Below are 24,931 nucleotides of genomic sequence, written 5' to 3'. Positions count from 1 at the left end.
TCCGCTCGCCGCGGGCCCCTGCATCGAGGCCGTTCCATCCGGTCGCCTCGGTGATCATCGGGGTGGGGATCGACGTCGTGCCGGTCGAGCGCTTCGCGCAGTCGCTCACCCGCACGCCGGGGCTGCGCGACCGGCTGTTCACCGCCGACGAGCAGCGCACCCCCTCCGGGGCGCCGCGGACCGGGGAGTCGCTGGCCGCCCGGTTCGCCGCCAAGGAGGCGCTGGCCAAGGCGCTGGGCGCCCCCGGTGACCTGCACTGGCACGACGCCGAGGTGACCGTCGGCGCCCACGGGCGGCCGCAGCTCGCCGTCCGCGGCTCGGTCGCCGGGCGAGCGGCCCAGCTGGGCGTCACGTCGTGGCACGTCTCGCTGAGCCACGACGGCGGTATCGCCTCCGCGGTGGTCGTCGCCGAGGGCCTGACCCGGGAGGGGAAGTGATCAGTCTGCACACCGCCGCCGAGATCCGGGCGGCCGAGGCCCCGCTGCTGGCGACCCTCCCCGACGGCGCCCTCATGCAGCGCGCGGCCGCCGGGCTGGCCACCGTGTGCCTGCGGCTGCTCGCCCGCCCCTACGGCGCCCGGGTCACCGTCCTGGTCGGGGCGGGGAACAACGGGGGCGACGCCCTCTTCGCCGGCGCCCGCCTCGCCGCGCGGGGGGCGCGCGCGACCGCCGTCCTGCTGGCTCCCGACCGCACGCACCCGGCGGCGCTCGCCGCTTTCCGCCGGGCCGGTGGCCGCACCGTCGACGCCGGGTCGGCCGATCCGCTGCTCGACCGCGCCGACCTGGTGCTCGACGGCATCGTCGGCCTGGGCGGTACCGGCGGGCTGCGGCAGCCGGCCGCCGCACTCGTCGAGCGGGCCGCCGCCGGGCCGGCGCACATGGTCGCGGTGGACCTGCCCAGCGGCGTGGACGCCGACACCGGTGCCGTGCCGGGCGCCGCCTTCACGGCGACCCACACCGTCACCTTCGGGGCGGTCAAGCCGGGCCTGGTCGTCGGGGCCGGGCGCGGCTGCGCCGGGCAGGTGCACCTGGTCGACATCGGGCTCGGGCCGCACCTGCCGGCACCGACCGCCCGCCAGCTGACCGACGCCGACGTCGCCGCCCGGCTGCCGCTGCCCGACGCCGACGACGACAAGTACTCGCAGGGGGTCGTCGGCGTGGTCGCCGGCTCGGCCGCCTATCCCGGGGCCGGGGTGCTCTGCACCGGCGCGGCGCTGCGGACCCGTCCCGGGCTGGTGCGCTACGCCGGGACGGCGGCCGAGGGCGTCCGGGCCGCGTGGCCGGAGGCGATCGTCACCGACGGCCGGCCGGGGGACGCCGGCCGCGTCCAGGCGTGGGTGGTCGGGCCGGGCCTGGGCACCGGTGACGACGCCCGGAGCGTGCTCGCCGAGGTGCTCGCCACCGACCTGCCCGTGCTCGTCGACGCCGACGGGCTGACCCTGCTCGCCCGCGAGCCGGAGCTGGTGCGCGGCCGGGCGGCCGCCACCGTGCTCACCCCGCACGACCGGGAGTTCGCCCGCTTCGGCGCCGAGCCCGGGGACGACCGCCTCGGGGCCACCCGCCGGCTGGCGGCCGACCTGGGCGCCGTCGTCCTGTTGAAGGGCGACGCCACCGTGGTCGCCGATCCGGAGGGCGCCGCGTTCGTCAACGGCACCGGCACCCCGTGGCTGGCCACCGCCGGCACCGGTGACGTGCTCTCGGGCATCGCCGGCGCGCTGCTGGCGGCGGGCCTGCCCGCGGCCGAGGCGGCCGCGGTGGCCGCACACGTCCACGGGCGGGCCGGGCAGGTCACCGCGGCCGGGGGCCCGTTCCTGGCCGGGGACGTCGTACGACACCTCCCCGAGGCGATCAGCCGGGTCCGGGGGACCTCGCCGGCCGGCCTGCCAGACTCGGAGGCGTGACGAACGGAACCGGTGCGGAGGTGGTCGTCGACCTCGACGCGATCGCGGGGAACACCGCGGTGCTGCGCGAACGGGTGGGCCGCCCGCTGATGGCGGTCGTCAAGGCCGACGGGTACGGGCACGGCCTGGTCCCCTCGGCACGGGCCGCGCTCGCCGGCGGTGCCGACCAGCTGGGCGTGGCGGTGATCGGCGAGGCGCTGGCCCTGCGGGCGGCGGGCGTCACCGCGCCGGTGCTGGCCTGGCTCAACGGCCCGGGCGCCGACGTCGCCGCTGCGCTGGCCGCGGACGTGGAGGTGTCGGTCAACGCCGCGTGGGGCCTCGCCGAGGTCGTCGCCGGCGCCCGGGCGACCGGCCGGACCGCGCGGCTGCACCTGTTCGTCGACACCGGGCTCTCCCGGGAGGGCGCCCCGATGGCCGAGTGGCCGGCGCTCGTGGCCGCGGCCGCCCGCGCCCAGGCCGACGGCGACGTCGCGGTCGTGGGGCTGTGGAGCCACCTGGCCTACGCCGACGCGCCGACCCACCCCACGATCGGCGCGCAGGTGCGGGTGTTCGAGGAGGCGGTCGCGGTGGCCCGGGCGGCCGGGCTCACCGACGCCCGCCGGCACCTGGCCAACTCGGCGGCGACGGTCGCCCTGCCGGAGACCTGGTACGACATGGTGCGCCCGGGCGTCGCCGTCTACGGGCTGGATCCGCTCGGCGGGGACGCCGCCGACCACGGCCTGCGGCCGGCGATGACGGTGCGGGCCCGGGTGGCGTTGAGCAAGCGCGTCCCCGCCGGGGCCGGGGTCTCCTACGGGCACACCTACGCGACCGCCGGCGAGACCACGCTGGCCCTGGTGCCCGTCGGCTACGCCGACGGGGTGCCGCGGGCCGGTGGGAACACCGCCCCCGTCCTGGCGGCCGGTAGGCAGCGGACCATCGCCGGCCGGGTGTGCATGGACCAGTTCGTCCTGGACGTCGGCGACGACGCGATCGCGGCCGGCGACGAGGTGGTCCTCTGGGGGCCGGGGGACGGTGGAGAGCCGACCGCCCAGCAGTGGGCGGACGCCGTCGGCACCATCCACTACGAGCTGGTCACCCGGATCGGCGGGCGGTTCACCCGCCGCTACGTCGGGTCGGCGGGGGCGGTCTGATGGCGCGGAACCGCTCGCGGCCGGCCCGGCCCCCGCACAAGCACCCCACGGCGCACGCCGCCGGCCTGCTGGGTGCCGTCGTCGGGCTGGCCGCCGCCGGCACCGCGGCCGGCGTGGCGCTCAGCCGGGTCGCGGCCCGCCGCGTGCGCGCTGCCGAGCTCGGCCCCGCTGCCGAGCTCGGCCCCGCTGCCGAGCTCGGCCCCGCCGCCGAGCTCTCGGCCGCGCGGGCCGAGCGCCGGCTGCGGCAGGCCGACCCGCTCGGCGCCGACGCCCGCCCGGCCGACCGCACCGCACTGGTGCGCGCCGACGACGGCGTGCTCCTCTCCGTGGAGGAGATCGGGCCCCGCGACGCACCCCTGACCGTCGTCTTCGTGCACGGCTACACGCTCTCGATGGCGTCGTGGGCGTTCCAGCGACGCGCCCTCGCCGCGGAGCTGGCCACCGGGAACGGGCACCGACCGCAGGCCCGGCTCGTCTTCTACGACCAGCGCGGCCACGGCTCCTCCGGCCGGGGCCCGGCCGAGCACTCCACCATCGAGCAGCTGGCGGCCGACCTCGTGGCGGTCCTGGACGCCCGGGTGGCGCGTGGACCGATCGTCCTCGTCGGTCACTCCATGGGCGGGATGACGATCATGGGCCTGGCCGCGACGCGACCCGACCTGTTCGGCAGCCGGGTGCGCGGCGTCGCACTCGTCTCCACCTCGAGCGGCAACCTCGCCGACCTCAGCTTCGGCCTGCCCGAGATGCTCACCCGGATGCGGGCCGCGGTGCTGCCGGTCGCCGCCTGGACGATGCGCCGCCGGCCGGCCTTCGCCGAGCGCACCCGTCGGGTGGCCGCCGACCTCGTCTCGGCGGCGACCCGGGCGCTCTCGTTCGGCTCGTCCGACGTCGACCCCGCGCTGGTGCGCTACGTCGACGCGATGATCGCCGGCACCCCGGTCGACGTCATCGCGGAGTTCTACCCGGCGCTCGCCGGCCTGGACGAGACCGGTCGCCTGGAGCCGCTGCGCCGGGTGCCGACCCTGGTGCTCACCGGGGACCGGGACAGGATGATCCCCAAGGAGCACAGCGACCTCATCGTGGAGCGGCTCGACGCGACGGGGGAGAACGCCGTCGACTACGTCGTCGTCCCCGGGGCCGGGCACATGGTCCCCCTGGAGGAGCCCGACCAGGTGAGCCGGGCGATCGCCGGGCTGCTCCGGCGCGTGGCCGCCGGGCTCGGCGTGGGCGCGACGAGCTGACCCGGCCCCCGGAGCGGGCCTGCCGGCGCGGTTAGGGTGCGGGGGTGGCCGCCCTCCGTCCGCCCCGGCTCGACGCCGCCGCCGACGAGGTCGCCCGCACCGCGGCAGCGGCCGCGGACTGGGCGGCCCTCGCGGACGTGGCCCGCTCCTGCGTGGCGTGCCCCGAGCTGGCCGCGGCCCGGCAGCACGTCGTCGTCGGGGACCTCCCGCGCGGCGGCCGGCCCAGGTTCGTGCTGGTCGGCGAGGCGCCGGGCGCGACCGAGGACGAGACCGGCCGGCCGTTCGTCGGGAAGTCGGGGGCCTTGCTGGACCAGCTGCTGGCCGAGGCCGGGCTGTCCCGGGCCGAGGCCGCCGTGCTCAACATCGTGAAGTGCCGGCCGCCGGCCAACCGCACACCGAAGGCTGCCGAGGTGGCGCGGTGCAGCGGGTGGCTCCGCCGTCAGCTCGAGCTCCTCGACACGCCCGTCGTCGTCGCGCTCGGGCTCTCCTCGGCCAAGTGGTTCCTCGGCCCGCGCACGGTGCTCGCGGCGGTCCGCGGCCGCCCGCACGACGTCGACGGCCGCGCCGTCTGGGCCACCTACCACCCGTCGGCCGCCATCCGGTTCGGCCCGAACGGTGCCCCCCGCGCCGGGCTGCTGGCTGACCTGACCGCCGTCGCCGGGGCGCTGGAGGAGGTCGCGTGAGGCGCGAGCACGTGCTGCCGGAGCTCGCCGACACCCACGCCCTGGGCGAGGCGCTGGCCGCCCTCGCCCGCCCCGGCGACCTGCTGGTGCTGGTCGGCCCGCTCGGCGCGGGCAAGACGGCGCTCACCCAGGGCATCGGTGCCGGGCTCGGCGTCCGGGAACCGGTCACCTCGCCCACGTTCGTCATCGCCCGGGTGCACCGCGGCGGGCGGATCCCGCTGGTGCACGTGGACGCCTACCGGCTCGGCGGGCACGCCGACGTCGACGACCTCGACCTCGACGCCTCGACCGAGGAGTCGGTCACGGTCGTCGAGTGGGGGCAGGGGCTGGTCGAGCAGCTGGCCGACGAGCACCTGGAGGTGCGGCTGGACCGGCGCGACGACGACGTCCGCACCGCGTTGCTCGTGCCGCACGGCCCGGGGTGGGCGGCCCGGCTCGACGCGAGCTGACACCGGCGGCCACACGGGGTCGGGTGGCAGGATCCGCCACCGTGACCCCTCCTGGTGCGCCCCCGGCGCCGTACCGCACCGTCGTCGCCGACGGGCTGCCGGAGCTGGACCAGCGGTTGTCCGGCGAGCTCGACGCGTTCAACGCGGCCGCGACCGAGCCCGTGGCGCCGGCCCGGGAGCTGACCGTGCAGGTCCTCGACCCCTCGGGACAGCTCGCCGCGGGGTTGAGCGGCTGGACGTGGGGTGTGGCCGCCGGCATCGGGATGACCTGGGTGCGCGCGGAGTCCCGTGGCGACGGCCTGGGGGCAGTGCTGCTGGCGAGCTTCGAGACCGAGGCGCGGGCACGGGGGTGTACCCACGTGTTCGTCACCTCGTTCACCTTCCAGGCGCCGGGCTTCTACGAGCGGCACGGCTACCGCGAGATCTTCCGCTGGGAGGGCGTGCCCACGCCCGGCGCCGCCGACGTGCACCTCCGGAAGGAGCTGTGACCCCGGGCCCTCCCGCTGTGGAGCTCATCGCCCTCGGCCCGACCGCGCTGCGTGCGCTCGCCGACGGGGACCTGGCCGCGGCCGAGGCGGCGGCGCCGGTGCCCTGAGCCCCTACCTCGCCGGGCGGGAGTGCCGCTGGGTGTGGAGGGTCCGGGCCGAGCAGGTGGTGGCCGACCCGGGCAGCGCCCGCTGGATCACCCGGGTGGTCCGCGATCCGGGGCGGGAGCTGACCGTGGGCCGGGCCGGCTTCCACGGGCCACCGGACGCCTCCGGCATGGTGGAGGTCGGCTACTCGATCGATCCGGAGCACCGGCGGCAGGGGTACGCGCGGGCGGCGCTGCGGGCGCTGCTGGCGTGGGCGGCCGACGAGCCGGCGGTGACCACGGTTCGCGCGTCGGTGGCCCCGGCGAACACCGCCTCGCGGGACCTGGTGCTCGGCGAGGGGTTCGTCGCCGTGGGGGAGCAGGTCGACGAGGAGGACGGTCTCGAGATCGTCTACGAGGTGGCCGCCGGCACTCGCCTACGCTGAGCGGTCGTGCTGGTCCTCGCGCTCGACACCGCCACCCCGACGCTCGTCGCGGGGCTCGCGCGGTGGACCCCTGACGGCGGCACGGAGGTGCTCGCCGAGCGCGCCGTCCCGTCGGGCACGAAGCACGCCGAGCTGCTGACCCCGGCGATCGAGGGCGTGCTCGCCGACGCCGGTGTCGCGCTGGGCGACGTCGAGGCGGTCGTCACCGGGCTCGGCCCCGGGCCGTTCACCGGTCTGCGGGTCGGCATCGTCACCGCGGCGGCGATCGCGGACGCGCGCGGCCTGCCGGTCGTGGGGGTCTGCTCGCTGGACGCCGTCGGCTCGGGCGCCCGCACGGTGGTCACCGACGCCCGCCGCAAGGAGGTCTACTGGGCCGCCTACGACGACGAGGACCGGCGGGTCGACGGCCCGGGCGTCGAGCGCCCCGAGGAGCTCGGCCGGACCGGGCCGTTCGTCGGTGACCCGGCGTTCGCCGAGCGGCTCGGTGCCGACGTGCAGCCGGCGGAGGTGACGACGGCGGGGCTGCTGCGCGCCGCGGCGGCACAGCTGGCCGACCCGTCGTCCGCCGCACCGCTGGTGCCGCTGTACCTGCGCCGCCCCGACGCCGTCCCGCCCAGCTCGATCAAGGCGGTGTCGCAGAAGTGACCGTCCGGCTGCGCCCGATGCGGCTGGCCGACCTGCCCGCGGTGATGGAGCTGGAGGAGGAGCTCTTCGCCCCCGACACCTGGACGGTCGCCATGTACCGGGACGAGCTGGCGCGCACCGACACCCGGCACTACCTGGTGGCCGAGGACGAGGGGGCGGTCGTCGGCTACGCCGGGCTGATCGCCTACGACGACGAGGCGCACGTGGCCACGATCGGGGTCACCGGCACCCGGCAGGGCGAGGGGATCGGGGCCCGGCTGCTCGACGCGCTGCTGGCCGAGGCCGACCGGCGCGGCGCCCCGGTGGTGCTGCTGGAGGTGCGGGCGGACAACGAGACGGCGCAGGGGCTCTACCGGCGGCGCGGGTTCGCCGAGATCGGCCGGCGGCGCGGCTACTACCAACCGAGCGGCACGGACGCCGTGGTGATGAAGCGGGAGCGGACAGGGGCGTGAGCATCGCAGCGAGGAACGAGCGAGGAGCGGAGCGCCCCGCGGGAGCGACATGTGACGGAGGGACGCCGTGAGCGAGCCGCTGGTCATCGGGTTCGAGACCTCGTGCGACGAGACCGGCGTCGGCATCGTCCGCGGGCACACCCTCCTCGCCGATGCGCTGGCCACCTCGATGGCCGAGCACGAGCGCTTCGGCGGCGTCGTCCCGGAGATCGCCTCTCGCGCGCACCTGGAGGCGATGGTGCCGACGGTGCACCGGGCGCTGGCCGACGCAGGCGTCCGGGCCTCCGACGTCGATGCGGTGGCGGTGACCTCGGGTCCCGGCCTGACCGGCGCGCTGCTGGTCGGGGTCGCGGCCGCGAAGGCGTACGCACTGGCGCTGGGGAAGCCGCTCTACGGGGTCAACCACCTGGCCGCGCACGTCGCCGTCGACGAGCTCCAGCACGGGCCGCTCGCCGAGCCGTCGATCGCGATGCTCGTCTCCGGCGGCCACAGCTCGCTGCTCCTGGTGCCCGACCTCGCGCAGGAGGTGCAGTCGCTGGGGCGCACCATCGACGACGCGGCCGGGGAGGCGTTCGACAAGGTCGCCCGTGTGCTCGGGCTGCCGTTCCCGGGCGGTCCGCCGATCGACAGGGCCGCGCGCGAGGGGGATCCGCACGCCATCGCGTTCCCACGCGGGCTCACCGGACCCCGCGACCCTGCCTACGACTTCTCCTTCTCCGGGCTGAAGACCGCCGTCGCCCGGTGGATCGAGGCCCGGGAGCGCGCCGGGGAGCCGGTGCCGGTGGCCGACGTGGCCGCCTCGTTCCAGGAGGCGGTCGCCGACGTGCTCACCGCCAAGGCCGTGCGCGCCTGCCGGGACCACGGCGTCGACCACCTCGTGCTGGGCGGGGGAGTGGCGGCCAACTCGCGGCTGCGCGCGCTGGCCGAGGAACGGTGCGCGAAGGCGGGCATCGTGCTGCGGGTGCCGAGCCCGAAGCTCTGCACCGACAACGGCGCGATGGTGGCGGCGCTCGGTTCGCGGCTGGTCGCCGCCGGGGTGGCGCCGTCCGCTCCGGACCTCGGGGCGGACAGCTCCCTGCCGATCGACGTCGTCAGCCGCTGAGAGAGGACCCCGCCCTCCCCACCCCTCGCAGGCTCGGGGCGGGCCCCTGGCCGGGGCCGACGGCTGGTCAGGTGGTGAGGTCGCAGACGAGCACGGTGGGCGCCCCGGCGACGCGGGTGACGACGACGATCGCGGTGCCGGGGGTGTCGGTGCGCAGCTGGCGGGCCAGGGTCTCCGGCTCGATCGCCGAGCCGCGCTTCTTCACCACGACCCGGCCCACCCCGCGCTCCCGCAGCAGCGCCTTGAGCTTCTTCAGGTTGAACGGCAGCACCTCGTCGACCCGGTAGGAGCTGACCCAGGGGGAGTCCGCGCGGGTGTCGGAGGTCAGGTAGGCGATCGTCGGGTCGACCAGGTTCGCGCCGAGGTCGGCGGCGACGAGCGACACCAGGCCGGAGCGGATGACGGCGGGGTCGGGCTCGTGCAGCCAGCCGCGCACCGGGCCGGCCGGCGCGGGCCCGGGGTCGGCGTCCGCCGTCAGCTCGTGCACCTCGTCGTCGCGCAGCAGGGTGGCGCGACGCCACGTCGTCGACACCCCGCGGCCCCACAGCAGCGCCTCGACGATCGAACCGCCGACCGACACCCATTCGGCCTCGACCCCGTCGGGCACCCGCTCGTGGTCGAGCCCGGGGGCCACCTTCACCACCGAGGTGGGCACCCGGTCCAGCAGCTGGACGACGGTGGACCACGGCGGGGACCAGCGGTCGGGGTCCAGCAGCCGCCGCCCACCCGCCCGCCGGGCCGGGTCCAGGACGGCGGCCCCGCACCCGGCCACCTCCCCACCACGGGCGGCCGCCACCAGCTCCACCGCGTCGCCGGCGACCACCCAGACGTCGTCGTCGACGCCGAGCGCCTCGGCGTTCAGGGCGGTGAGCTCGCGCGCCACCGGGTCGACGTCGACGGCGAGCACCCGCGCGCCCGCGCGGGCGAGGGCGATCGTGTCGGTGCCGGCGGCGCACCCGAGGTCGGCGACGGAGTCGGCCCCTCCGGCCAGCAGGCGGGCTGCGCGCCGGGAGGCGAGCTCCGGACGTCCTGCCTGCTCGAGGGTGTCGCCGGTGAACAGCATCCGGTCCGCGTCGGCCCCGAACGTCGGCCGCGCCTTCTGCCGCTGCCGGGCGATGCCCCATGCCGGCCCGGCGAGATCGGTGCCCACCTCGGCGCGCAGCCGCGTCAGCGCGGTGACCGCATCGGTCCCCTCGTCCAGCAGCGTCGCCGCGCGCGACAGCGCCCTGGCGCCCTCCGGGGTCACCAGCGCGCGCAGCTGGCGCACGGTCTCGACGGTCTGCTCGTCGGTCGGCCGGTCCACCTGCACAGGGTGGCGCACGGGCTGGTCAGCCCCCACGTCACCCACCTCGGCGACCGGGTTGAGCGGCTGGCACTCTCCTGGGTAGAGTGCCAAACGACACGGGCTGGCGCCCGACCCCCGCGACGGCGGGTGCCCGGACCCCGTGCCACAGCATCGAACATCCCTGCCGTCCTACACCGAAGGGGGCGTCACCGACGTGACGACCGCTACCAAGGTCAGCATCAAGCCGCTGGAGGACCGCGTCGTGGTCCAGGCCAACGAGGCCGAGACCACCACCGCGTCCGGTCTGGTCATCCCGGACACCGCCAAGGAGAAGCCCCAGGAGGGCACCGTCGTCGCCGTCGGCCCCGGCCGCATCGACGACAACGGCAACCGCGTTCCGCTCGACGTGAACGTCGGCGACGTGGTCATCTACTCGAAGTACGGCGGCACCGAGGTCAAGTACGCCGGCGAGGAGTACCTCGTGCTCTCCGCCCGCGACCTGCTCGCCGTCGTGGAGAAGTAGAAGGACCCCCTCGCCCCCCACGCCTCGCTCCGCTCGCCGCGGGGCCCTGCGAGGGGGCCGTTCCAGCACGTTGCGTCCGCCCCGGCGACCCGAACACCGGGTCCCGGGGCGGTCGTCTTCGCCCAGCACTCCCTGATCGGAAGGGCCCATGGCCAAGATCATCAAGTTCAACGAGGATGCGCGCCGCGCCCTCGAGCGCGGTGTCGACAAGCTCGCCGACGCCGTGAAGGTGACGATCGGCCCGCGTGGCCGCAACGTCGTCATCGACAAGAAGTTCGGCGCTCCCACCATCACCAACGACGGCGTCACCATCGCCCGCGAGGTGGAGCTCGAGGACCCGTACGAGAACCTCGGCGCCCAGCTGGCGAAGAGCGTCGCGACCAAGACCAACGACGTCGCCGGCGACGGCACCACCACCGCCACCGTGCTCGCCCAGGCGCTGGTGCACGAGGGCATGCGCAACGTCGCCGCCGGGGCCAACCCGATGGCGCTGGGCCGCGGTATGCGTGCCGCGGTCGACGCCGTGCACGCCGCGCTCGACGCCGCCGCCATCCCGGTCGAGAAGCGCGACGCGATCGCGGGTGTCGCCACCATCTCTGCCCAGGACGCCGAGGTCGGCGAGCTGATCGGCGAGGCGATGGAGCGCGTCGGCAAGGACGGCGTCATCACCGTCGAGGAGAGCAACACCCTGGACACCGAGCTCGACGTCACCGAGGGCGTCCAGTTCGACAAGGGCTACCTCTCGCCGTACTTCGTCACCGACCCCGAGGCCATGGAGGCCGTCCTCGAGGACGCCCTCGTGCTGCTGGTCAGCGGCAAGATCAGTGCTCTGGCCGACCTGCTGCCGCTGCTGGAGAAGGTGCTGTCGACCGGCGGCCGCCCGCTGCTGATCGTCGCCGAGGACGTCGAGGGCGAGGCGCTGTCCACGCTGGTCGTCAACTCGATCCGCAAGACCATCAAGGTCGTCGCCGTGAAGTCGCCCTACTTCGGCGACCGGCGCACGGCGTTCATGACCGACCTCGCCGTCGTCACCGGCGGTCAGGTGGTCAGCGAGGACGTCGGCCTCAAGCTCGACCAGGTGGGCCTGGAGGTGCTCGGCACCGCGCGCCGGGTCACCGTGACCAAGGACGCGACGACCATCGTCGACGGCGGCGGCACGTCGGAGACCATCGGCGACCGCGTCGCGCAGATCCGCCGCGAGATCGACGCGACCGACTCCGACTGGGACCGCGAGAAGCTGCAGGAGCGGCTGGCCAAGCTGGCCGGCGGCATCGGCGTCATCCGGGTCGGCGCGGCCACCGAGGTGGAGCTCAAGGAGCGCAAGCACCGCATCGAGGACGCCATCGCCGCCACCCGCGCGGCGGTGGAAGAGGGCGTGATCCCCGGCGGTGGCTCGGCGCTGGTGCACGCCGCGAGCGCGATCGACGCCCTCGAGCTGACCGGCGACGAGCTGACCGGCGCGCGCGCCGTCCGCACCGCGCTGGAGGCCCCGCTGGTGCAGATCGCCGACAACGCCGGGTTCGAGGGCCGCGTCGTCGTCGCCAAGGTGCGCGACCTCGGCACCGGGAACGGCTTCAACGCCGCGACCGGTGAGTACGGCGACCTGGCCGGGCAGGGGGTCATCGACCCGGTGAAGGTCACCAAGGCCGCGCTGGGCAATGCCGTCTCGATCGCGGCGATGGTCCTGACGACCGACTCCGCCGTCGTCGAGGCTCCCGAGGAGGAGCACGACCACGACGCCGGTGGGCACCACACCCACGGCCACTCGCACGGCCACGGGCACAGCCACTGAGAATGGACCCCGTCCTCCTCGCCGCTCGCACGCTCGCGGCGAGCCTTTGGACGGGGTCGGGGGTCCTGGCTCACCGTCGACCGTGAGCCAGGACCCCACCGGCTGAGCCCGGACGGTGCTCGCGCCGTCCGGGCACACGAGAGGGCCCGGTCCAGGACTTCCTGGACCGGGCCCTCTCGGCGTTCGTGGCGGGGTGCTACACCCCCGCGGCCACGGCGGCGGGCTCGGTGGCGATCAGCCGGGCCCGCTCCTCCTCGCTCATCCCGCCCCAGACCCCGTAGGGCTCGCGGACGGCCAGCGCGTGCTTGAGGCACGCGTCGACGACCGGGCAGCGCGCGCAGACGGCCTTCGCCGCTGACTGCCGTCGCGCCCGGGCCGGCCCCCGCTCGCCGTCGGGGTGGAAGAAGAGGGACGTGTTCTCGCCACGGCAGGCGCCGTGCAGCTGCCAGTCCCAGACCTCGGCCACGGGCGTCGGGAGTCTGCGGATGTCGGCCATGTCTCCTCCAGGACTCGGTTGAGCCGGAGGGGGCTGTCCGGCTGCAAGGGGCCCGGTGCCCTCGCCGTCCCACGTCCAAACACAGCCGATTCGCAACTTTTCCCAGGTGTGCCCTGCGTCACCTCCGCGTGCGGCGCTCACCCCCGGGGGTGAGGGCGTCTGTTCCCCCGGTCGGGAGTCGATCAAGGTGGCTCCAGGTCGCGCTGGCGTCCGGGAGGGGGAGAAACCCGGACCGGTCGCGTGACCAGCGCGGAGGTGGGGGGCCCGGTGGGCCCTCCACCCGAGCGACACCCGGCCGGGTGCCTTCCCCGGCCGGCGGGGGGACCCGGCCGCCGCGCGGCCGGGGAGAGCGAGGAGCAGGCGTGATCGACGACAGGATGCGCGCACCCGTGCACGGCGCGACCGTGTGGGTGTACGACGAGCGACGGCGGGTCCGTGACGACGTCGCCTCGCGGCTGGTCGCCCTGCCCTTCGTCGGCCGGGTGGAGGTGGTCGGCGACGCGCAGTCGCTCATGGCCCGCCTCGCCACCCGCACCCCCGACGTGCTCGTCGTGGGCACCCAGCGGGCCGTGGACACCGGGCTGTCCGCCGCCACGCAGGCGCTCCGGTCCCACCCGGGGCTCCCGGTGCTGGTGCTCGGCGCTCCCGATGACGCCGACAGCGTGCGGGCTGCCGTGGCCTTCGGGGCCCGCGGCTACCTGCGCTGGGACGCCACCCCGATCGAGATGGGGCTCGGGCTCTCCCGCGTGGGGCTGCGTGCCGACGGCCGGCTCCCGCAGCAGGCGACGGCCTCCGTGGCCGCGTGGAGCGGTGCGGCGCCGCTCGCCGGCTCCGCGCCCACCACGGTGCGGTCCACCGTGCGTGATGCCGCCCCGGCCGTGGCGCTGTCCATGCGCGAGATGCAGGTGCTCACCGGGATGAGCCAGGGCAAGAGCAACGCCCAGATCGGCCGGGAGCTCTACCTGTCCGAGGACACCATCAAGACCCACGCCCGGCGGCTGTTCCGGAAGCTGGGCGCCAAGGACCGCGCCGAGGCGGTGGCCACCGGCTTCCGCCGCGGCATCATGACCTGAGCGGTCACCCGACCGACGCACGCGCTGAGGGCCGTCTCCTGAGCCGGGAGAGGGCCCTCGACGCGTTCTCGACGGAGGCATTCACGCCCTCGGGGGAACGGCGCCCGGCCCGGAGGGTCCGCGCAGGCGCGACGGACGCGCTCAGCTCGGCAGGGGGACGGCACCTGGCCGCGGTGTGGTGGCGCCGAGTGGGCCCGGAGGGTCTGCGCAGGCGCGACGGACGCGCTCAGCCCAGCTGGGGGACGGCAAGTGGCCGCGGTGCGGTCCGGAGGACCGCAGTGTCACAGCTCAGTCGTCGCGGGCGTGGCGCCCGGTGCGCCGGCCGCTGGGCTCGTCCCGCTCGGCGAGCGCCGCGACACCGTCGGCGTACCCGCTGGCGTAGTCCCAGCTGACGTAGTCGTCGGGGTTCGGGTCGAACGGCGGCTCGTGCCGGCCGGTCTGCCCCTCGTCCAGCAGCTGGCGCAGGTTCGCCTGCATCAGCGCCCAGTCGACGTGGTGCTCCTCCTCGCAGTCAGGGCAGTCGACCACGATGCCCTTGATGCCGGTCGGCTCCAGGAGGGTGCGGAAGACCTCGAGCTCGGCCAGGTCGTCGAGGACCCCGGCCCGCTCCTCCATCGAGAGCGGCGGAGGGGCTGGGCCGTCGGCGGAACTGAAGTCCGGCCCGAAGGCGTCGTCGAACGAAGACACGGTCACACGGTAGCCGCCGAGCGGGCGGCGCACCGCCCCCTCCGCGCCGCCGCCTACGATCGGGGCAGGTCCCGCGCGCCCGTGAGGTGTGTCGACCGGTGTCCGACCCGATCCGCGCCGAAGGGTGGCCGCGCACATGCAGCCCGACTCCGTGACCGAGCTGCCGGCGAAGTTCGCCCGCCTCGGTCTCACCTACGACGACGTCCTGCTCATCCCCGGGGCGTCCGACGTCGTCCCGGCGGAGGTGGACACCAGCAGCCGGGTGACCCGGCGCATCACCCTGGCGGTCCCGCTGCTGTCCAGCGCGATGGACACCGTCACCGAGGCCCGCATGGCGATCGCCATGGCGCGGGTCGGCGGCATGGGCGTGCTGCACCGCAACCTCTCCGCCGAGGAGCAGGCCGGCCAGGTCGACCTGGTCAAGCGGTCGGAGGCCGGGATGGTCACCAACCCGGTCACCTGCTCGCCCGACAACACGCTCGCCGAGGTCGACGCGCTCTCGGCGCGCTACCGCATCTCCGGTGCGCCGGTCGTCGACGCCGACGGCGTCCTGCTCGGCATCGTCACCAACCGGGACATGCGCTTCGAGACCGACATGAACCGGCTCGTGCGCGACGTCATGACGCCGATGCCGCTGGTCACCGCGCCGGTCGGGGTCGACCCGGACACCGCCCTGGGCCTGCTCTCCCAGCACAAGATCGAGAAGCTGCCGCTGGTCGACGACGCCGGCCGGCTGCGCGGGCTGATCACCGTGAAGGACTTCGTCAAGCGCGACCAGTTCCCGAACTCCACCAAGGACGCCGACGGGCGACTGGTCGTCGGGGCGGCGCTGGGCGTCGGCGAGGACGCCTACAAGCGGGCCGGCCTGCTGGTCGACGCCGGCGTCGACGTGCTCGTCGTCGACACCGCGCACGGCCACCAGCGCGCGGTGCTGGAGATGGTCGCCCGCGTGAAGCAGGAGTTCGGCGGCGATGCCGGGGTGGAGGTCGTCGGCGGCAACGTCGCCACCCGCGCCGGTGCGCAGGCACTGGTCGACGCCGGGGTCGACGCGGTCAAGGTCGGCGTCGGACCGGGTTCGATCTGCACCACCCGCGTGGTCGCCGGCGTCGGCGTCCCGCAGATCAGTGCCATCTACGAGGCGTGGCTGGCCGCCGGCCCGGCGGGGGTCCCGGTCATCGCCGACGGCGGGCTGCAGTACTCCGGCGACATCGCCAAGGCCCTGGTGGCCGGCGCCGACACGGTGATGATCGGTGGTCTGTTCGCCGGCGTCGAGGAGGCACCGGGCGAGCTGGTCTTCATGAACGGCAAGCAGTACAAGACCTACCGGGGCATGGGGAGCCTGGGCGCCATGCAGAAGCGCGGCAACCAGTCGTTCAGCCGCGACCGGTACTTCGCCGACGACGTCCTCTCCGACGACAAGCTCGTGCCGGAGGGCATCGAGGGCCAGGTGCCCTACCGCGGCGCGCTGGCCGGCGTGGCGCACCAGCTCGTGGGTGGCCTGCAGGCCTCCATGGGCTACGCCGGAGCGGCCACCATCGCCGACCTCAAGGAGCGCGGGCAGCTGACCCGCATCACCTCCGCGGGCCTGGTGGAGAGCCACCCCCACGACATCCAGATGACCGTCGAAGCCCCCAACTACCGGGGTCGGTGACCGAGATGAGCGAACGGCACATGTCATCCAGTCAGCCCGTCGAGGCACCGAACCACCGGGGACGCTGGGCATGAACGTGCGCGACACCGTCGAGATCGGGCTGAACCGCTTCGCCCGCCGGGGCTACGACCTGGACGAGGTCTCCATCGTCCCCTCGCGGCGGACCCGTGACGTCGACGACGTCTCCACCGCCTGGCAGATCGACGCCTTCCGGTTCGACCTCCCGCTGGTGACCAGCCCGAGCGACGCCGTCGTCAGCCCGGCGACGGCGATCGCCGTGGGGCGCGCGGGTGGCCTGGGGGTGCTCAACGGCGAGGGGCTGTGGGCCCGCTACGACGACCCGGCGCCGGTCTACCGCGAGATCGCCGAGGCGGCCGCGGCCGGCGCTCCGCCGGTGGCGCTGCTGCAGAAGGTCTACGCCGAGCCGGTCAAGCCCGACCTCATCGCCGCCCGCATCAAGGAGATGAGCGACGCGGGGGTGACGACGGCGATCCGGATCTCCCCGCAGCACACCGAGCAGCTGGCCCCGGCCGCGCTCTCGGCGGGGGTGGACCTGCTCGTCATCCAGGGCACGATCGTGTCCGCCGAGCACGTGACCAGCCAGGGCGACGCGCTCAACCTCAAGGAGTTCATCGCCGACCTCGACGTCCCGGTGATCGTAGGTGGCGCGGCCAACTACACGACCGCGTTGCACCTGATGCGGACCGGCGCGGCCGGCGTCATCGTCGGAGTGGGCGGTGACACCTACTCGACGACCGACGCGGTCATGGGCATCCGCGTGCCCCTGGCCAGCGCCATCGCCGACGCCGCCGCCGCCCGCCGCGACTACCTCGACGAGACCGGTGGCCGGTACGTGCACGTCATCGCGAACGGCCGGATCGAGACCAGCGGTGCCATCGCCCGCGCGCTCGCCTGCGGTGCCGACGCCGTCCAGCTGGGCGAGCCGCTGCGGGTGGCCGCCGAGGCGCCGGCCGGTGGCGTGTGGTGGGACTCGGTGGCCGCCCACCCCCGTCTGCCGCGCGGCGCAGCGTCGGCGCCCGTCGAGCCCTCGGGATCGCTGGAGCAGGTGCTGCTCGGCCCAGCGGACTCCGCCGACGGCCGGACGAACCTGTTCGGGGCGCTCGCCCGCACCATGGCCAAGACCGGCTACTCCGACCTCAAGGAGTTCCAGCGGGTCGACCTCGTGATCGGCGGCTGAGCGTGGACTTCCCGACCGTCCTGGTCGTCGACTTCGGCGCCCAGTACGCGCAGCTCATCGCCCGGCGCATCCGCGAGGCCGGGGTCTACTCCGAGATCGTGTCGTCGGAGGTTCCCGCCGAGGAGATCGTCGCGCGCAAGCCGGCCGCGATCGTGCTCTCCGGCGGGCCGTCCAGCGTGTACGCCCCCGAGGCGCCGAAGGTCGACCCGACGCTGTTCGAGTCCGGCGTCCCAGCCTTCGGCATCTGCTACGGCTTCCAGGCGATGGCCGCCTCGCTCGGCGGCACCGTCTCCCGCACCGGCGACCGGGAGTACGGCGGCACCCCGCTGACCGTCACCACGAAGGCGCGGCTGTTCGGCGACCTGCCGGTCGAGCAGAACGTGTGGATGAGCCACGGCGACGCCGTCAGCGCGGCCCCGCCCGGGTTCGCCGTCACCGCGACGTCGACCGGTGCGCCGGTCGCCGCGTTCGAGGACGTCGACCGCCGGCTGGCCGGGGTGCAGTTCCACCCCGAGGTGCGGCACACCGCGCACGGGCAGACGGTGCTCGAGCACTTCCTGTTCGACATCGCGGGCCTCGAGCCGACGTGGACGATGAGCAACGTCGTCGACGAGCAGGTGGCGGCGATCCGCGAGCGGATCGGGGACCGGCGGGCGCTGTGCGCGCTCTCCGGCGGGGTCGACTCCGCCGTCGCCGCCGCGCTCGTCCAGCGGGCGATCGGTGACAGGCTCACCTGCGTCTACGTCGACCACGGGCTGATGCGGGCGGGCGAGACCGAGCAGATCGAGCGCGACTTCGCGGCGACCACCGGCGCGGACCTGCGGGTCGTCGACGCCAGCGAGCAGTTCCTCGCGGCGCTCGCCGGGGTGAGCGACCCGGAGGAGAAGCGGAAGATCATCGGCCGCGAGTTCATCCGGGTCTTCGAGCAGGCGGCCACCGACGTCGTCTCCGACGCCAAGGCGCACGGCGAGACGGTGGAGTTCCTGGTGCAGGGCACGCTCTACCCCGACGTCGTCGAGTCCGGCGGGGGCAGCGGGACGGCCAACATCAAGAGCCACCACAACGTCGGCGGGCTGCCCGAGGACCTCACCTTCACCCTCGTCGAGCCGCTGCGCACCCTGTTCAAGGACGAGGTGCGCGAGGTCGGCCGGCAGCTGGGCCTGCCCGACCGGCTGGTGCAGCGCCAGCCCTTCCCCGGGCCGGGGCTGGGCATCCGGATCGTCGGCGAGGTCACCCGCGAGCGGCTCGACGTGCTCCGCCGGGCCGACGCCATCGCCCGCGAGGAGCTCACCGCGGCCAAGCTGGACGACGAGATCTGGCAGTGCCCGGTGGTGCTGCTGGCCGACGTCCGCTCGGTCGGCGTGCAGGGCGACGGGCGCACCTACGGTCACCCGGTCGTGCTGCGCCCGGTGTCCAGCGAGGATGCCATGACCGCCGACTGGACCCGGCTGCCCTACGACGTCCTGGCGCGCATCTCCACCCGGATCACCAACGAGGTGGAGGAGATCAACCGGGTCACCCTGGACGTCACGAGCAAGCCGCCGGGCACCATCGAGTGGGAGTAAGGACCCCCTTCCTCCCCGACCCTCGCTCCGCTCGGGCCGGGTCCCTGGAAGGGGGCCGTTCCAGCACGTCGCCGGGGCCGTTCCAGCGCCTCACGTCGCGGGCACCCGCACCGTGTGCGCGTCGGGTGGCGGTGTGCCGAACGCGTCCGGATCGCGCTGGGGAGGCGTCTCGGTGGTGAGGTCGGCGGCCTCGATCCGGTCCCAGCGGAACCAGCGCGGCGCGTCCCGCAGCCGGCACCAGGCCACGAGGTACCACCGGTCGCCGGTGCGGGCCAGCAGGTGCGGCTCCACCCGACGTCGGGAGACCGCGCCGCTGTCGTCGCGGTAGCGGATGGCGACCACCCGCCGGCGCAGGAGCGCTTCCTCGACGACGGATGCCGCCCCCGGGCGTCCTCGCTCGTCGCCGCGCACCCACACCCGGCCACCGAGCTCGCGGGCGGACTCCCGGGCACCTGGCCCCATGACATCGAGGACCTTCTCCAGCGCGGCACGGCCATCCGCGGCGAACGGCGCCTCCGACGCACCGGCCAGCGCCACCGCCAGCGCCACGGCCTGCGCCGGGCTCAGGTTGACCGGCGGCAGGGAGGCCGTGGCGTCGAGCACGTAGCCGCCACCCGGCCCGGCGGTCGCCCAGATCGGCACCCCCGCCTGCTGCAGGGCGGAGACGTCCCGCTTGACCGTACGCGGCGACACCTCCAGCCAGTCGGCCAGTCGCTGCGCCGTCCGTCCCCCTGCGCCGGCGCGGCGCAGCTCCTCCGAGATGGCGTGCATCCGGTCGGTCCGGTTCATGCCGGGATCCTGGCAGAAAACGGTGACAGGACGGTGTCACCAGCAGCCCGGGAGGGTGACCCCATGACCACCATCGCGCTCTTCCACTCCGTCCTCGGCGTCCGGCCCGGGATCACGGCGGCGGCCGAACGGCTCCGCTCCGCCGGGCACGACGTCCTGGTCGTCGACCAGTACGACGGGCTGGTCTTCGACGACTACGCATCGGCGATGGCCCACGTCGAGGAGGTCGGGTTCCCGGCGCTGATGGCCCGGGCGGTGGAGGCGGTGCGCCACCTGCCCGACGGGTTCCTCGCGGCCGGCTTCTCCAACGGCGCCGGCATGGCCGAGTACGTCGCCACCCAGCGGCGCTGCGCCGGGTTGCTGCTCTTCTCCGGGGCGTTGCCGGTGCAGGTGCTGGGAGCCGACCGCTGGCCGGACGGTGTGCCCGCGCAGCTGCACTACACCGAGGGCGATCCCTTCCGGCAGCAGGACTGGATCGACTCCGTGGTCGCCGACGCCCGGGGTGCGGGAGTCGAGATCGAAGTCCACGACTACCCGGGGACCGGCCACCTGTTCACCGACGCCAGCCTGCCCGGCGAGTACGACGCCGCCGCCTCCGAGCTGCTGTGGGGGCGGGTCCTCGAGTTCTGCGCGCGGGTGGCCGCCTGAGGTCCGCCCCCTCCGGAGACCCTCCGGAGACCCTCCGGAGGGGGCCTCGACCGGCGGGATCCCGGTCGGTGTGGTGGGGTCGTCGTCGGCCGTTGCAGTCGAGGACCCGGAGGACGAGTGAGTTTCGCTCCGTGGCCCCTCTGGCCGAGCCTGGGCGTGCTCGCCGCGATGGCCCTCGTCATCGTGGTCGCGGGGGTCCAGCTCACCCGTGTCGCCGACTCCCTGGCCGAGCGCACCGGCCTCGGTGACGCGATCGGCGGCGCACTGCTGCTCGGGGCGGTCACCTCGCTGCCGGGGAACGTCACCGTGCTCACCGGCGCGCTGGAAGGGGATCCTGGGTTCGCCCTGGCCAACCCGGTCGGCGGTATCGCACTCCAGACGGTGTGGCTGGCGATCGCCGACCTCCTCTACCGCCGGGTGAACCTGGAGCACGCAGCGGCGTCGCTGCAGAACGTGCTGCAGTCGGTGCTGCTGAGCGCGATGCTCGCGGTGCCGGTGATCGCCTACGCCACGCCGGACCTCCGGCTGGGCTGGATCCACCCCATGACCCTGCTGATCCCCGTCCTCTACGCCTACGGGCTGACGCTGCTCCGGCGGATGCAGCGGGAGCCGATGTGGCAGCCGGTCCACACCGACCAGACCGCAGACGGGGACGAGGGCAACGGCACCGGCAACGGGGACGGCGACGGGGACGGGGACGGGGACGGGGGCGGGGACGGGGACGGGAACGGCGACGAGCGCTCGACCGCCCGCCTGTGGGGTCTGCTCGCCGCGCTCGGGCTGGTGACCGGTGTCGCGGGCTGGATAGTGGGCCGGGCCGGGCTCAGTGTCATCGAGCGGGCCGACCTGGACAGCGGCGTCGTGGGATTCACCCTCACGACGGCGATCAGCTCCCTGCCCGAGCTCGTCGTGCTGCTGACCGCGGTGCGGTTGGGCCAGCTGACCCTCGGCGTCGGCAACATCGTCGGCGGGAACGTCTACGACATCCTGATGATCTCGGTCGCCGACGTCGGCTACCTGGAGGGGCCGATCTACCGGGACGCCGGCCCGACCAGTCTGGTCCTCGTCGGCGGCACGCTGGTGATGACCGCGGTGCTCTCCGCGGGGCTGCTCATGCGCGACCGGAAGTGGATCGGCTTCGAGGGCGTGTCGATCCCGCTGATCTACGTGGGCACCGTCGCCCTGGCCGTCGTCGGGTAGCCGCCGCGAGCGCCGGGGGCCCGGGAGCGTCATCGCTCCCGGGCCCCCGGCGTCCACCCCTCCCGTCGGTCAGCGGCGGCCCCGCGCCTTCCGCAGCTCCTTCACCAGCAACGCGATCCCGGCACCGATCAGGACCAGCCAGAGCAGGCCACCGTCGTCCAGCAGGCCCAGGGCGAGGTCCACGCCGGCCATCGTCGTAACAGCCAGGAGCACGAAGACCAGGCCGGGCACCAGCGCGACGAGATCCGGCTTCCGCCGCTGTGGCGGCTGCGGGTGGTCCTCCGTCGCCAGCGGCGCCACCATCTGCCACTGCTGCTCCTGCCACGCCGTCGGCGTGGTCGGGAACTCGCTGTAGTCAGCCACGGGACACCTCCACCTGTCCGATACCGCTGTTGATCTCGAGCTCGATCTCGGCCTCGCCGTCGCCGGTCCACGCGGCCGACCCCGTGCCCGGGTGGAACTCGGGGCCCGCCCCGCCCGAGCCGAACACGTCGCTCTCGCCCAGGCCCTGGTACACCGTGACCCGCACGTCCGCCGAGCGGGGTACGACCACCTCGACGTCGCCGACGCCGTGTTCCACGACCACCTCCAGGGCCTCGTCGAGGTCGCCCATGGGGACCTCCGACAGGTCCACGGTGAGGTTGCCGACACCGCCCTCGTAGAGCTCTCGCACGTCCGCGGCCGTCTGCGGCCGGTACGTGCGGTCGCCCACCCCGGCGTCGTTCGGCGCCGCGTCGGCGATCGCCAGCGCCACCGCCAGGATGATGCCGAGGGTGAGCAGGCTGCCGCGCGCGGTGCGGCCCTGGCTGAACGCGGCGACGACGAGCCCGGCGCCGACCACGAGCAGGGCGGTCCCGAGGTAGCCGACGGCGCCGACGTCCCAGCCGGTGAGCTGGGCGATCAGCGCGAGCGCCCCGACGACGATCAGCAGGCAGGCGATCGTGAAGCCGGGGACCGGCGAGCGGGGGCCGGCCGGTTCCCGGACGCGCGGTGTGGCGGGCTGCCCGGGCGACGGCTCGGTCGTCCCTTCCGGGCCGGTCGGCATGAGCAGCCAGAGCAGGAGGTAGACCAGCAGGCCGGTGCCGCCGGCGAGCGCGAGGGCGACGAAGCCGACCCGCCACAGGAGCGCATCGATGCCGGTGTACTCGGCCAGGCCGCCGTTCACCCCGCCGATGACCTTGTCGGTGCGGCTGCGGCGAAGCTGGGGGCGGGCCGGTGGGCCGGGGGGCGGGGACCAGGCCGGTGGCTCCACCGTGGGCGGAGCCGGAGGGGGTGGTGAGGTCATGCCACAGAGCCTGCCCACCGGACGAGGCGGACACCATCAGGGAACCCCCCGAACCGACCCTGGTTCCTCTTCCGGGGTGATCACCGGTGTCCGCGGCGCCGCGCCCGGTGCGACGATCGGTAGCGTGACCACCACCCTGCCGCAGCGCCCGCCGCTGGTGCGCCCGCGCGAGGGCCGGGTCGTCGCCGGGGTGGCGGCCGGAACCGCGGCCCACCTGCGCCAGGACCCCCTGGTGGTGCGGGTGGCCTTCGTGCTGCTGGCCACCACCGGGCTGGGCATCATCGGCTACGGGCTGCTCTGGATGACGATGCCGGTGGGCGCGCCCGGGGTCCCGGCGCCCGAGCCGCAGGGCTGGCGGCCTGCCGGCGTCCGCCAGTGGGTCCTGCTGGCGGTTCTCGGCCTCGCCGCGGCGAGCCTGCTCGGTCAGCTCACGGCCTGGACCAGCAGTGACGTCGTCCTGCCGCTGGTCCTGCTCGTCGGCGGCCTCGCCGTGATCTGGCGGCAGCTGGACACCGACCGGACGCTCGCCGTGCCGGCGGCCCGCTGGGTGCTGGCCGGCGGGGTCGCCGTCGTGGGTGTCGGGCTCTTCCTCCTGCTGGCCACCACCGGTCAGCTGGCCAACGCCCGCAACGGCTTCGCCGCCACGCTGCTGATCCTCACCGGCGTCGTCCTGGCGACCGCACCGCTGTGGCGCCGGCTGCTCGACTCCCGCGCCGAGGAGCGCGCCGCGCGGATCCGGTCGGAGGAGCGCGCCGCCGTCGCCGCGCACCTGCACGACTCGGTGCTGCAGACCCTGGCCCTGATCCAGCGCAACGCCGACGAGCCGCAGGCGGTGAGCCGGCTGGCCCGCAGCCAGGAGCGCGAGCTCCGGGCCTGGTTGTACGACCCGGCGGCCGTCCGCGAGGGCGGCACGTGGGCCGGGCTGGTGGCGGGCATGGTCGCCGAGGTGGAGGCGGACCACGCGCTCACCGTCGACCCCGTCGTGGTCGGCGACGCCCCCGTCGACGAGGAGCTGGCCGCGCTCGGCGCCGCGACCCGCGAGGCGCTGGTCAACGCGGCCAAGCACTCCGGCGTGCCGTCCGCGGACCTGTACACCGAGGTGACCGCCGACCAGGTGTCGGTGTTCGTCCGGGACCGCGGCAAGGGGTTCGACCCCGGCACGGTGCCCGACGACCGGCGCGGCCTGCGCGACTCGGTGCGGGGCCGGCTGGCCCGGCTGGGCGGCAGCACGCAGATCCGGTCGACGCCGGGGGAGGGGACCGAGGTGGAGCTGGTCCTGCCGAGGAAGGCCGTGGGCGGGCAGCGGCGGGAGCAGCGCGGCGAGGCGGCCGCGGACCGGGCGGGAGCACCGCAGCGAGGATCGAGAGTGGAGCGGACCAACCGCGGAGGTGGCCTGGGCATGCGAGCGGGGAGCGGTGCGCCGCACGGAAGCGAACAGGGAGGCCGGGCATGACCTCGCGGGTGTTCGTGGTCGACGACCACGCGATGGTGCGCACCGGGGTGCGGGCGGAGCTCGGCGACTCCGTGGCCGTCGTCGGCGAGGCGGCCGACGTCGCCGGCGCGGTCGAGGGCATCCGTGCCACCCGTCCCGATGTCGTGCTGCTGGACGTGCACATGCCCGGCGGGGGCGGGCGCGCGGTGCTGGAGACGCTGCGGGGCGAGCTGCCCGAGGTGCGGTGGCTCGCGCTCTCGGTGTCCGACGCCGCCGAGGACGTCATCGCCGTGATCCGCGCCGGGGCGCGCGGCTACGTGACCAAGACGATATCCGGGCCCGACCTGCTCGACGCCGTCCGCCGGGTCGCCGACGGCGACGTCGTCTTCAGCCCCCGGCTGGCCGGGTTCGTGCTGGACGCCTTCGCCGCCGGGGGCGCGGCCGCGCAGGCGCCGGCGGCCGAGGAGGCCAGCGACCCGGGGCTGGACCTGCTGAGCGCCCGCGAGCGGGAGGTCATGCAGCTGCTTGCCCGCGGCTACACCTACCGCGAGATCGGCTCCCGGCTGTTCATCTCGGTGAAGACGGTCGAGTCCCACGCTTCCAACGTGCTGCGGAAGCTGCAGCTGTCCAACCGCAACGAGCTCACCCGCTGGGCGGCGACCAACCGGCTGCTCTGACCGGCGAC

Annotated in this window: 27 protein-coding genes; 21 read left to right on the top strand and 6 right to left on the bottom strand. The window is 75.1% G+C overall.

The window, feature by feature from the left end; translation table 11 throughout:
* Positions 1-50: 50 nt before the first annotated feature.
* The 11 genes from ACI8AG_RS16365 to tsaD all read left to right on the top strand — a co-directional run bounded on the left by ACI8AG_RS16365 (position 51) and on the right by tsaD (position 8,622).
* A complete protein-coding gene (locus tag ACI8AG_RS16365; RefSeq protein WP_456597876.1) occupies positions 51-437 on the top strand; it encodes a holo-ACP synthase in 387 nt (128 codons plus the stop codon).
* Positions 434-1,900, top strand: a complete 1,467-nt coding sequence (locus ACI8AG_RS16360; RefSeq protein ID WP_456597875.1) for an NAD(P)H-hydrate dehydratase — start codon at positions 434-436, stop codon at positions 1,898-1,900. Before ACI8AG_RS16365 ends, ACI8AG_RS16360 begins: the two co-directional genes overlap by 4 nt.
* Positions 1,897-3,033: an alanine racemase gene (gene alr, locus ACI8AG_RS16355; RefSeq protein WP_456597874.1), complete on the top strand. Its 1,137-nt coding sequence runs from the start codon at positions 1,897-1,899 to the stop codon at positions 3,031-3,033. Before ACI8AG_RS16360 ends, alr begins: the two co-directional genes overlap by 4 nt.
* Entirely contained in the window at positions 3,033-4,274 is a 1,242-nt protein-coding gene (locus ACI8AG_RS16350; RefSeq protein WP_456597873.1) for an alpha/beta fold hydrolase, read from the top strand. Before alr ends, ACI8AG_RS16350 begins: the two co-directional genes overlap by 1 nt.
* 44 nt (positions 4,275-4,318) lie before the next feature.
* Positions 4,319-4,957, top strand: a complete 639-nt coding sequence (locus tag ACI8AG_RS16345; protein ID WP_456590418.1) for a uracil-DNA glycosylase — start codon at positions 4,319-4,321, stop codon at positions 4,955-4,957.
* Entirely contained in the window at positions 4,954-5,406 is a 453-nt protein-coding gene (tsaE, locus tag ACI8AG_RS16340; protein WP_456590417.1) for a tRNA (adenosine(37)-N6)-threonylcarbamoyltransferase complex ATPase subunit type 1 TsaE, read from the top strand. The genes ACI8AG_RS16345 and tsaE overlap by 4 nt, the downstream gene beginning before the upstream one ends.
* A 41-nt stretch (positions 5,407-5,447) precedes the next feature.
* Positions 5,448-5,894: a GNAT family N-acetyltransferase gene (locus ACI8AG_RS16335; protein WP_456590416.1), complete on the top strand. Its 447-nt coding sequence runs from the start codon at positions 5,448-5,450 to the stop codon at positions 5,892-5,894.
* 139 nt (positions 5,895-6,033) lie between these two features.
* The gene (locus ACI8AG_RS16330) at positions 6,034-6,423 is read left to right on the top strand and encodes a GNAT family N-acetyltransferase (RefSeq protein WP_456597872.1); all 390 of its coding nucleotides are present in this window, start codon (positions 6,034-6,036) and stop codon (positions 6,421-6,423) included.
* A gap of 6 nt (positions 6,424-6,429) precedes the next feature.
* On the top strand, positions 6,430-7,068 hold the full coding sequence (gene tsaB / locus ACI8AG_RS16325) for a tRNA (adenosine(37)-N6)-threonylcarbamoyltransferase complex dimerization subunit type 1 TsaB (RefSeq protein ID WP_456597871.1): 639 nt from the start codon (positions 6,430-6,432) through the stop codon (positions 7,066-7,068).
* Entirely contained in the window at positions 7,065-7,520 is a 456-nt protein-coding gene (rimI, locus tag ACI8AG_RS16320) for a ribosomal protein S18-alanine N-acetyltransferase (protein ID WP_456597870.1), read from the top strand. The genes tsaB and rimI overlap by 4 nt, the downstream gene beginning before the upstream one ends.
* Positions 7,521-7,587: 67 nt before the next feature.
* A complete protein-coding gene (gene tsaD, locus ACI8AG_RS16315; RefSeq protein ID WP_456597869.1) occupies positions 7,588-8,622 on the top strand; it encodes a tRNA (adenosine(37)-N6)-threonylcarbamoyltransferase complex transferase subunit TsaD in 1,035 nt (344 codons plus the stop codon).
* Positions 8,623-8,689: 67 nt separating this feature from the next.
* Here the strand turns inward: tsaD and ACI8AG_RS16310 are convergent, their stop codons facing one another.
* The gene (locus ACI8AG_RS16310) at positions 8,690-9,925 is read right to left on the bottom strand and encodes a THUMP-like domain-containing protein (protein WP_456597868.1); all 1,236 of its coding nucleotides are present in this window, start codon (positions 9,923-9,925) and stop codon (positions 8,690-8,692) included.
* Positions 9,926-10,121: 196 nt separating this feature from the next.
* On the opposite strand from ACI8AG_RS16310, the gene groES reads away from it, so the two are divergent.
* Both groES and groL read left to right on the top strand, forming a co-directional pair.
* Entirely contained in the window at positions 10,122-10,430 is a 309-nt protein-coding gene (groES, locus tag ACI8AG_RS16305) for a co-chaperone GroES (RefSeq protein WP_014377938.1), read from the top strand.
* Between the two features lie 148 nt (positions 10,431-10,578).
* The gene (gene groL, locus ACI8AG_RS16300) at positions 10,579-12,222 is read left to right on the top strand and encodes a chaperonin GroEL (RefSeq protein WP_456597867.1); all 1,644 of its coding nucleotides are present in this window, start codon (positions 10,579-10,581) and stop codon (positions 12,220-12,222) included.
* Between the two features lie 196 nt (positions 12,223-12,418).
* On the opposite strand, the gene ACI8AG_RS16295 is transcribed toward groL, so the two are convergent.
* On the bottom strand, positions 12,419-12,718 hold the full coding sequence (locus ACI8AG_RS16295; protein WP_456597866.1) for a WhiB family transcriptional regulator: 300 nt from the start codon (positions 12,716-12,718) through the stop codon (positions 12,419-12,421).
* A 362-nt stretch (positions 12,719-13,080) separates the two neighbouring features.
* On the opposite strand from ACI8AG_RS16295, the gene ACI8AG_RS16290 reads away from it, so the two are divergent.
* Entirely contained in the window at positions 13,081-13,791 is a 711-nt protein-coding gene (locus ACI8AG_RS16290; RefSeq protein WP_456597865.1) for a response regulator transcription factor, read from the top strand.
* A gap of 288 nt (positions 13,792-14,079) precedes the next feature.
* Here ACI8AG_RS16290 and ACI8AG_RS16285 read toward each other — a convergent pair whose 3' ends face one another.
* On the bottom strand, positions 14,080-14,478 hold the full coding sequence (locus ACI8AG_RS16285; RefSeq protein WP_456590407.1) for a DUF5319 family protein: 399 nt from the start codon (positions 14,476-14,478) through the stop codon (positions 14,080-14,082).
* A 136-nt stretch (positions 14,479-14,614) separates the two neighbouring features.
* Between ACI8AG_RS16285 and guaB the strand changes: the two genes are divergently transcribed.
* The 3 genes from guaB (at position 14,615) to guaA (ending at position 18,892) form a co-directional block, all read left to right on the top strand.
* Positions 14,615-16,129, top strand: a complete 1,515-nt coding sequence (guaB, locus tag ACI8AG_RS16280; RefSeq protein ID WP_456590406.1) for an IMP dehydrogenase — start codon at positions 14,615-14,617, stop codon at positions 16,127-16,129.
* 70 nt (positions 16,130-16,199) lie between these two features.
* Positions 16,200-17,327, top strand: coding sequence for a GuaB3 family IMP dehydrogenase-related protein (locus ACI8AG_RS16275; protein ID WP_456597864.1), 1,128 nt, complete (start codon positions 16,200-16,202; stop codon positions 17,325-17,327).
* Between the two features lie 2 nt (positions 17,328-17,329).
* Complete coding sequence (gene guaA, locus ACI8AG_RS16270) at positions 17,330-18,892, top strand: glutamine-hydrolyzing GMP synthase (protein ID WP_456597863.1); 1,563 nt, start codon at positions 17,330-17,332, stop codon at positions 18,890-18,892.
* A gap of 90 nt (positions 18,893-18,982) precedes the next feature.
* On the opposite strand, the gene ACI8AG_RS16265 is transcribed toward guaA, so the two are convergent.
* A complete protein-coding gene (locus ACI8AG_RS16265; RefSeq protein WP_456597862.1) occupies positions 18,983-19,681 on the bottom strand; it encodes a helix-turn-helix transcriptional regulator in 699 nt (232 codons plus the stop codon).
* Positions 19,682-19,744: 63 nt separating this feature from the next.
* Between ACI8AG_RS16265 and ACI8AG_RS16260 the strand changes: the two genes are divergently transcribed.
* On the top strand, positions 19,745-20,329 hold the full coding sequence (locus ACI8AG_RS16260; RefSeq protein WP_456597861.1) for a dienelactone hydrolase family protein: 585 nt from the start codon (positions 19,745-19,747) through the stop codon (positions 20,327-20,329).
* Between the two features lie 117 nt (positions 20,330-20,446).
* Complete coding sequence (locus ACI8AG_RS16255) at positions 20,447-21,529, top strand: sodium:calcium antiporter (RefSeq protein ID WP_456597860.1); 1,083 nt, start codon at positions 20,447-20,449, stop codon at positions 21,527-21,529.
* Positions 21,530-21,598: 69 nt separating this feature from the next.
* Here the strand turns inward: ACI8AG_RS16255 and ACI8AG_RS16250 are convergent, their stop codons facing one another.
* Positions 21,599-21,892, bottom strand: coding sequence for a hypothetical protein (locus tag ACI8AG_RS16250; RefSeq protein ID WP_456597859.1), 294 nt, complete (start codon positions 21,890-21,892; stop codon positions 21,599-21,601).
* Positions 21,885-22,814, bottom strand: coding sequence for a PspC domain-containing protein (locus ACI8AG_RS16245; protein ID WP_456597858.1), 930 nt, complete (start codon positions 22,812-22,814; stop codon positions 21,885-21,887). Before ACI8AG_RS16245 ends, ACI8AG_RS16250 begins: the two co-directional genes overlap by 8 nt.
* Positions 22,815-22,938: 124 nt before the next feature.
* On the opposite strand from ACI8AG_RS16245, the gene ACI8AG_RS16240 reads away from it, so the two are divergent.
* Both ACI8AG_RS16240 and ACI8AG_RS16235 read left to right on the top strand, forming a co-directional pair.
* Positions 22,939-24,267 carry an ATP-binding protein gene (locus ACI8AG_RS16240; protein ID WP_456597857.1) on the top strand — a complete coding sequence of 443 codons (1,329 nt, stop codon included), beginning with the start codon at positions 22,939-22,941 and terminating at the stop codon, positions 24,265-24,267.
* Complete coding sequence (locus tag ACI8AG_RS16235; RefSeq protein WP_456597856.1) at positions 24,264-24,923, top strand: response regulator; 660 nt, start codon at positions 24,264-24,266, stop codon at positions 24,921-24,923. The genes ACI8AG_RS16240 and ACI8AG_RS16235 overlap by 4 nt, the downstream gene beginning before the upstream one ends.
* Positions 24,924-24,931 lie beyond the last annotated feature (8 nt).

The organism is Blastococcus sp. SYSU DS0552 (genome assembly GCF_054050815.1).
This window is presented reverse-complemented; position numbering and strand designations above follow the sequence as displayed.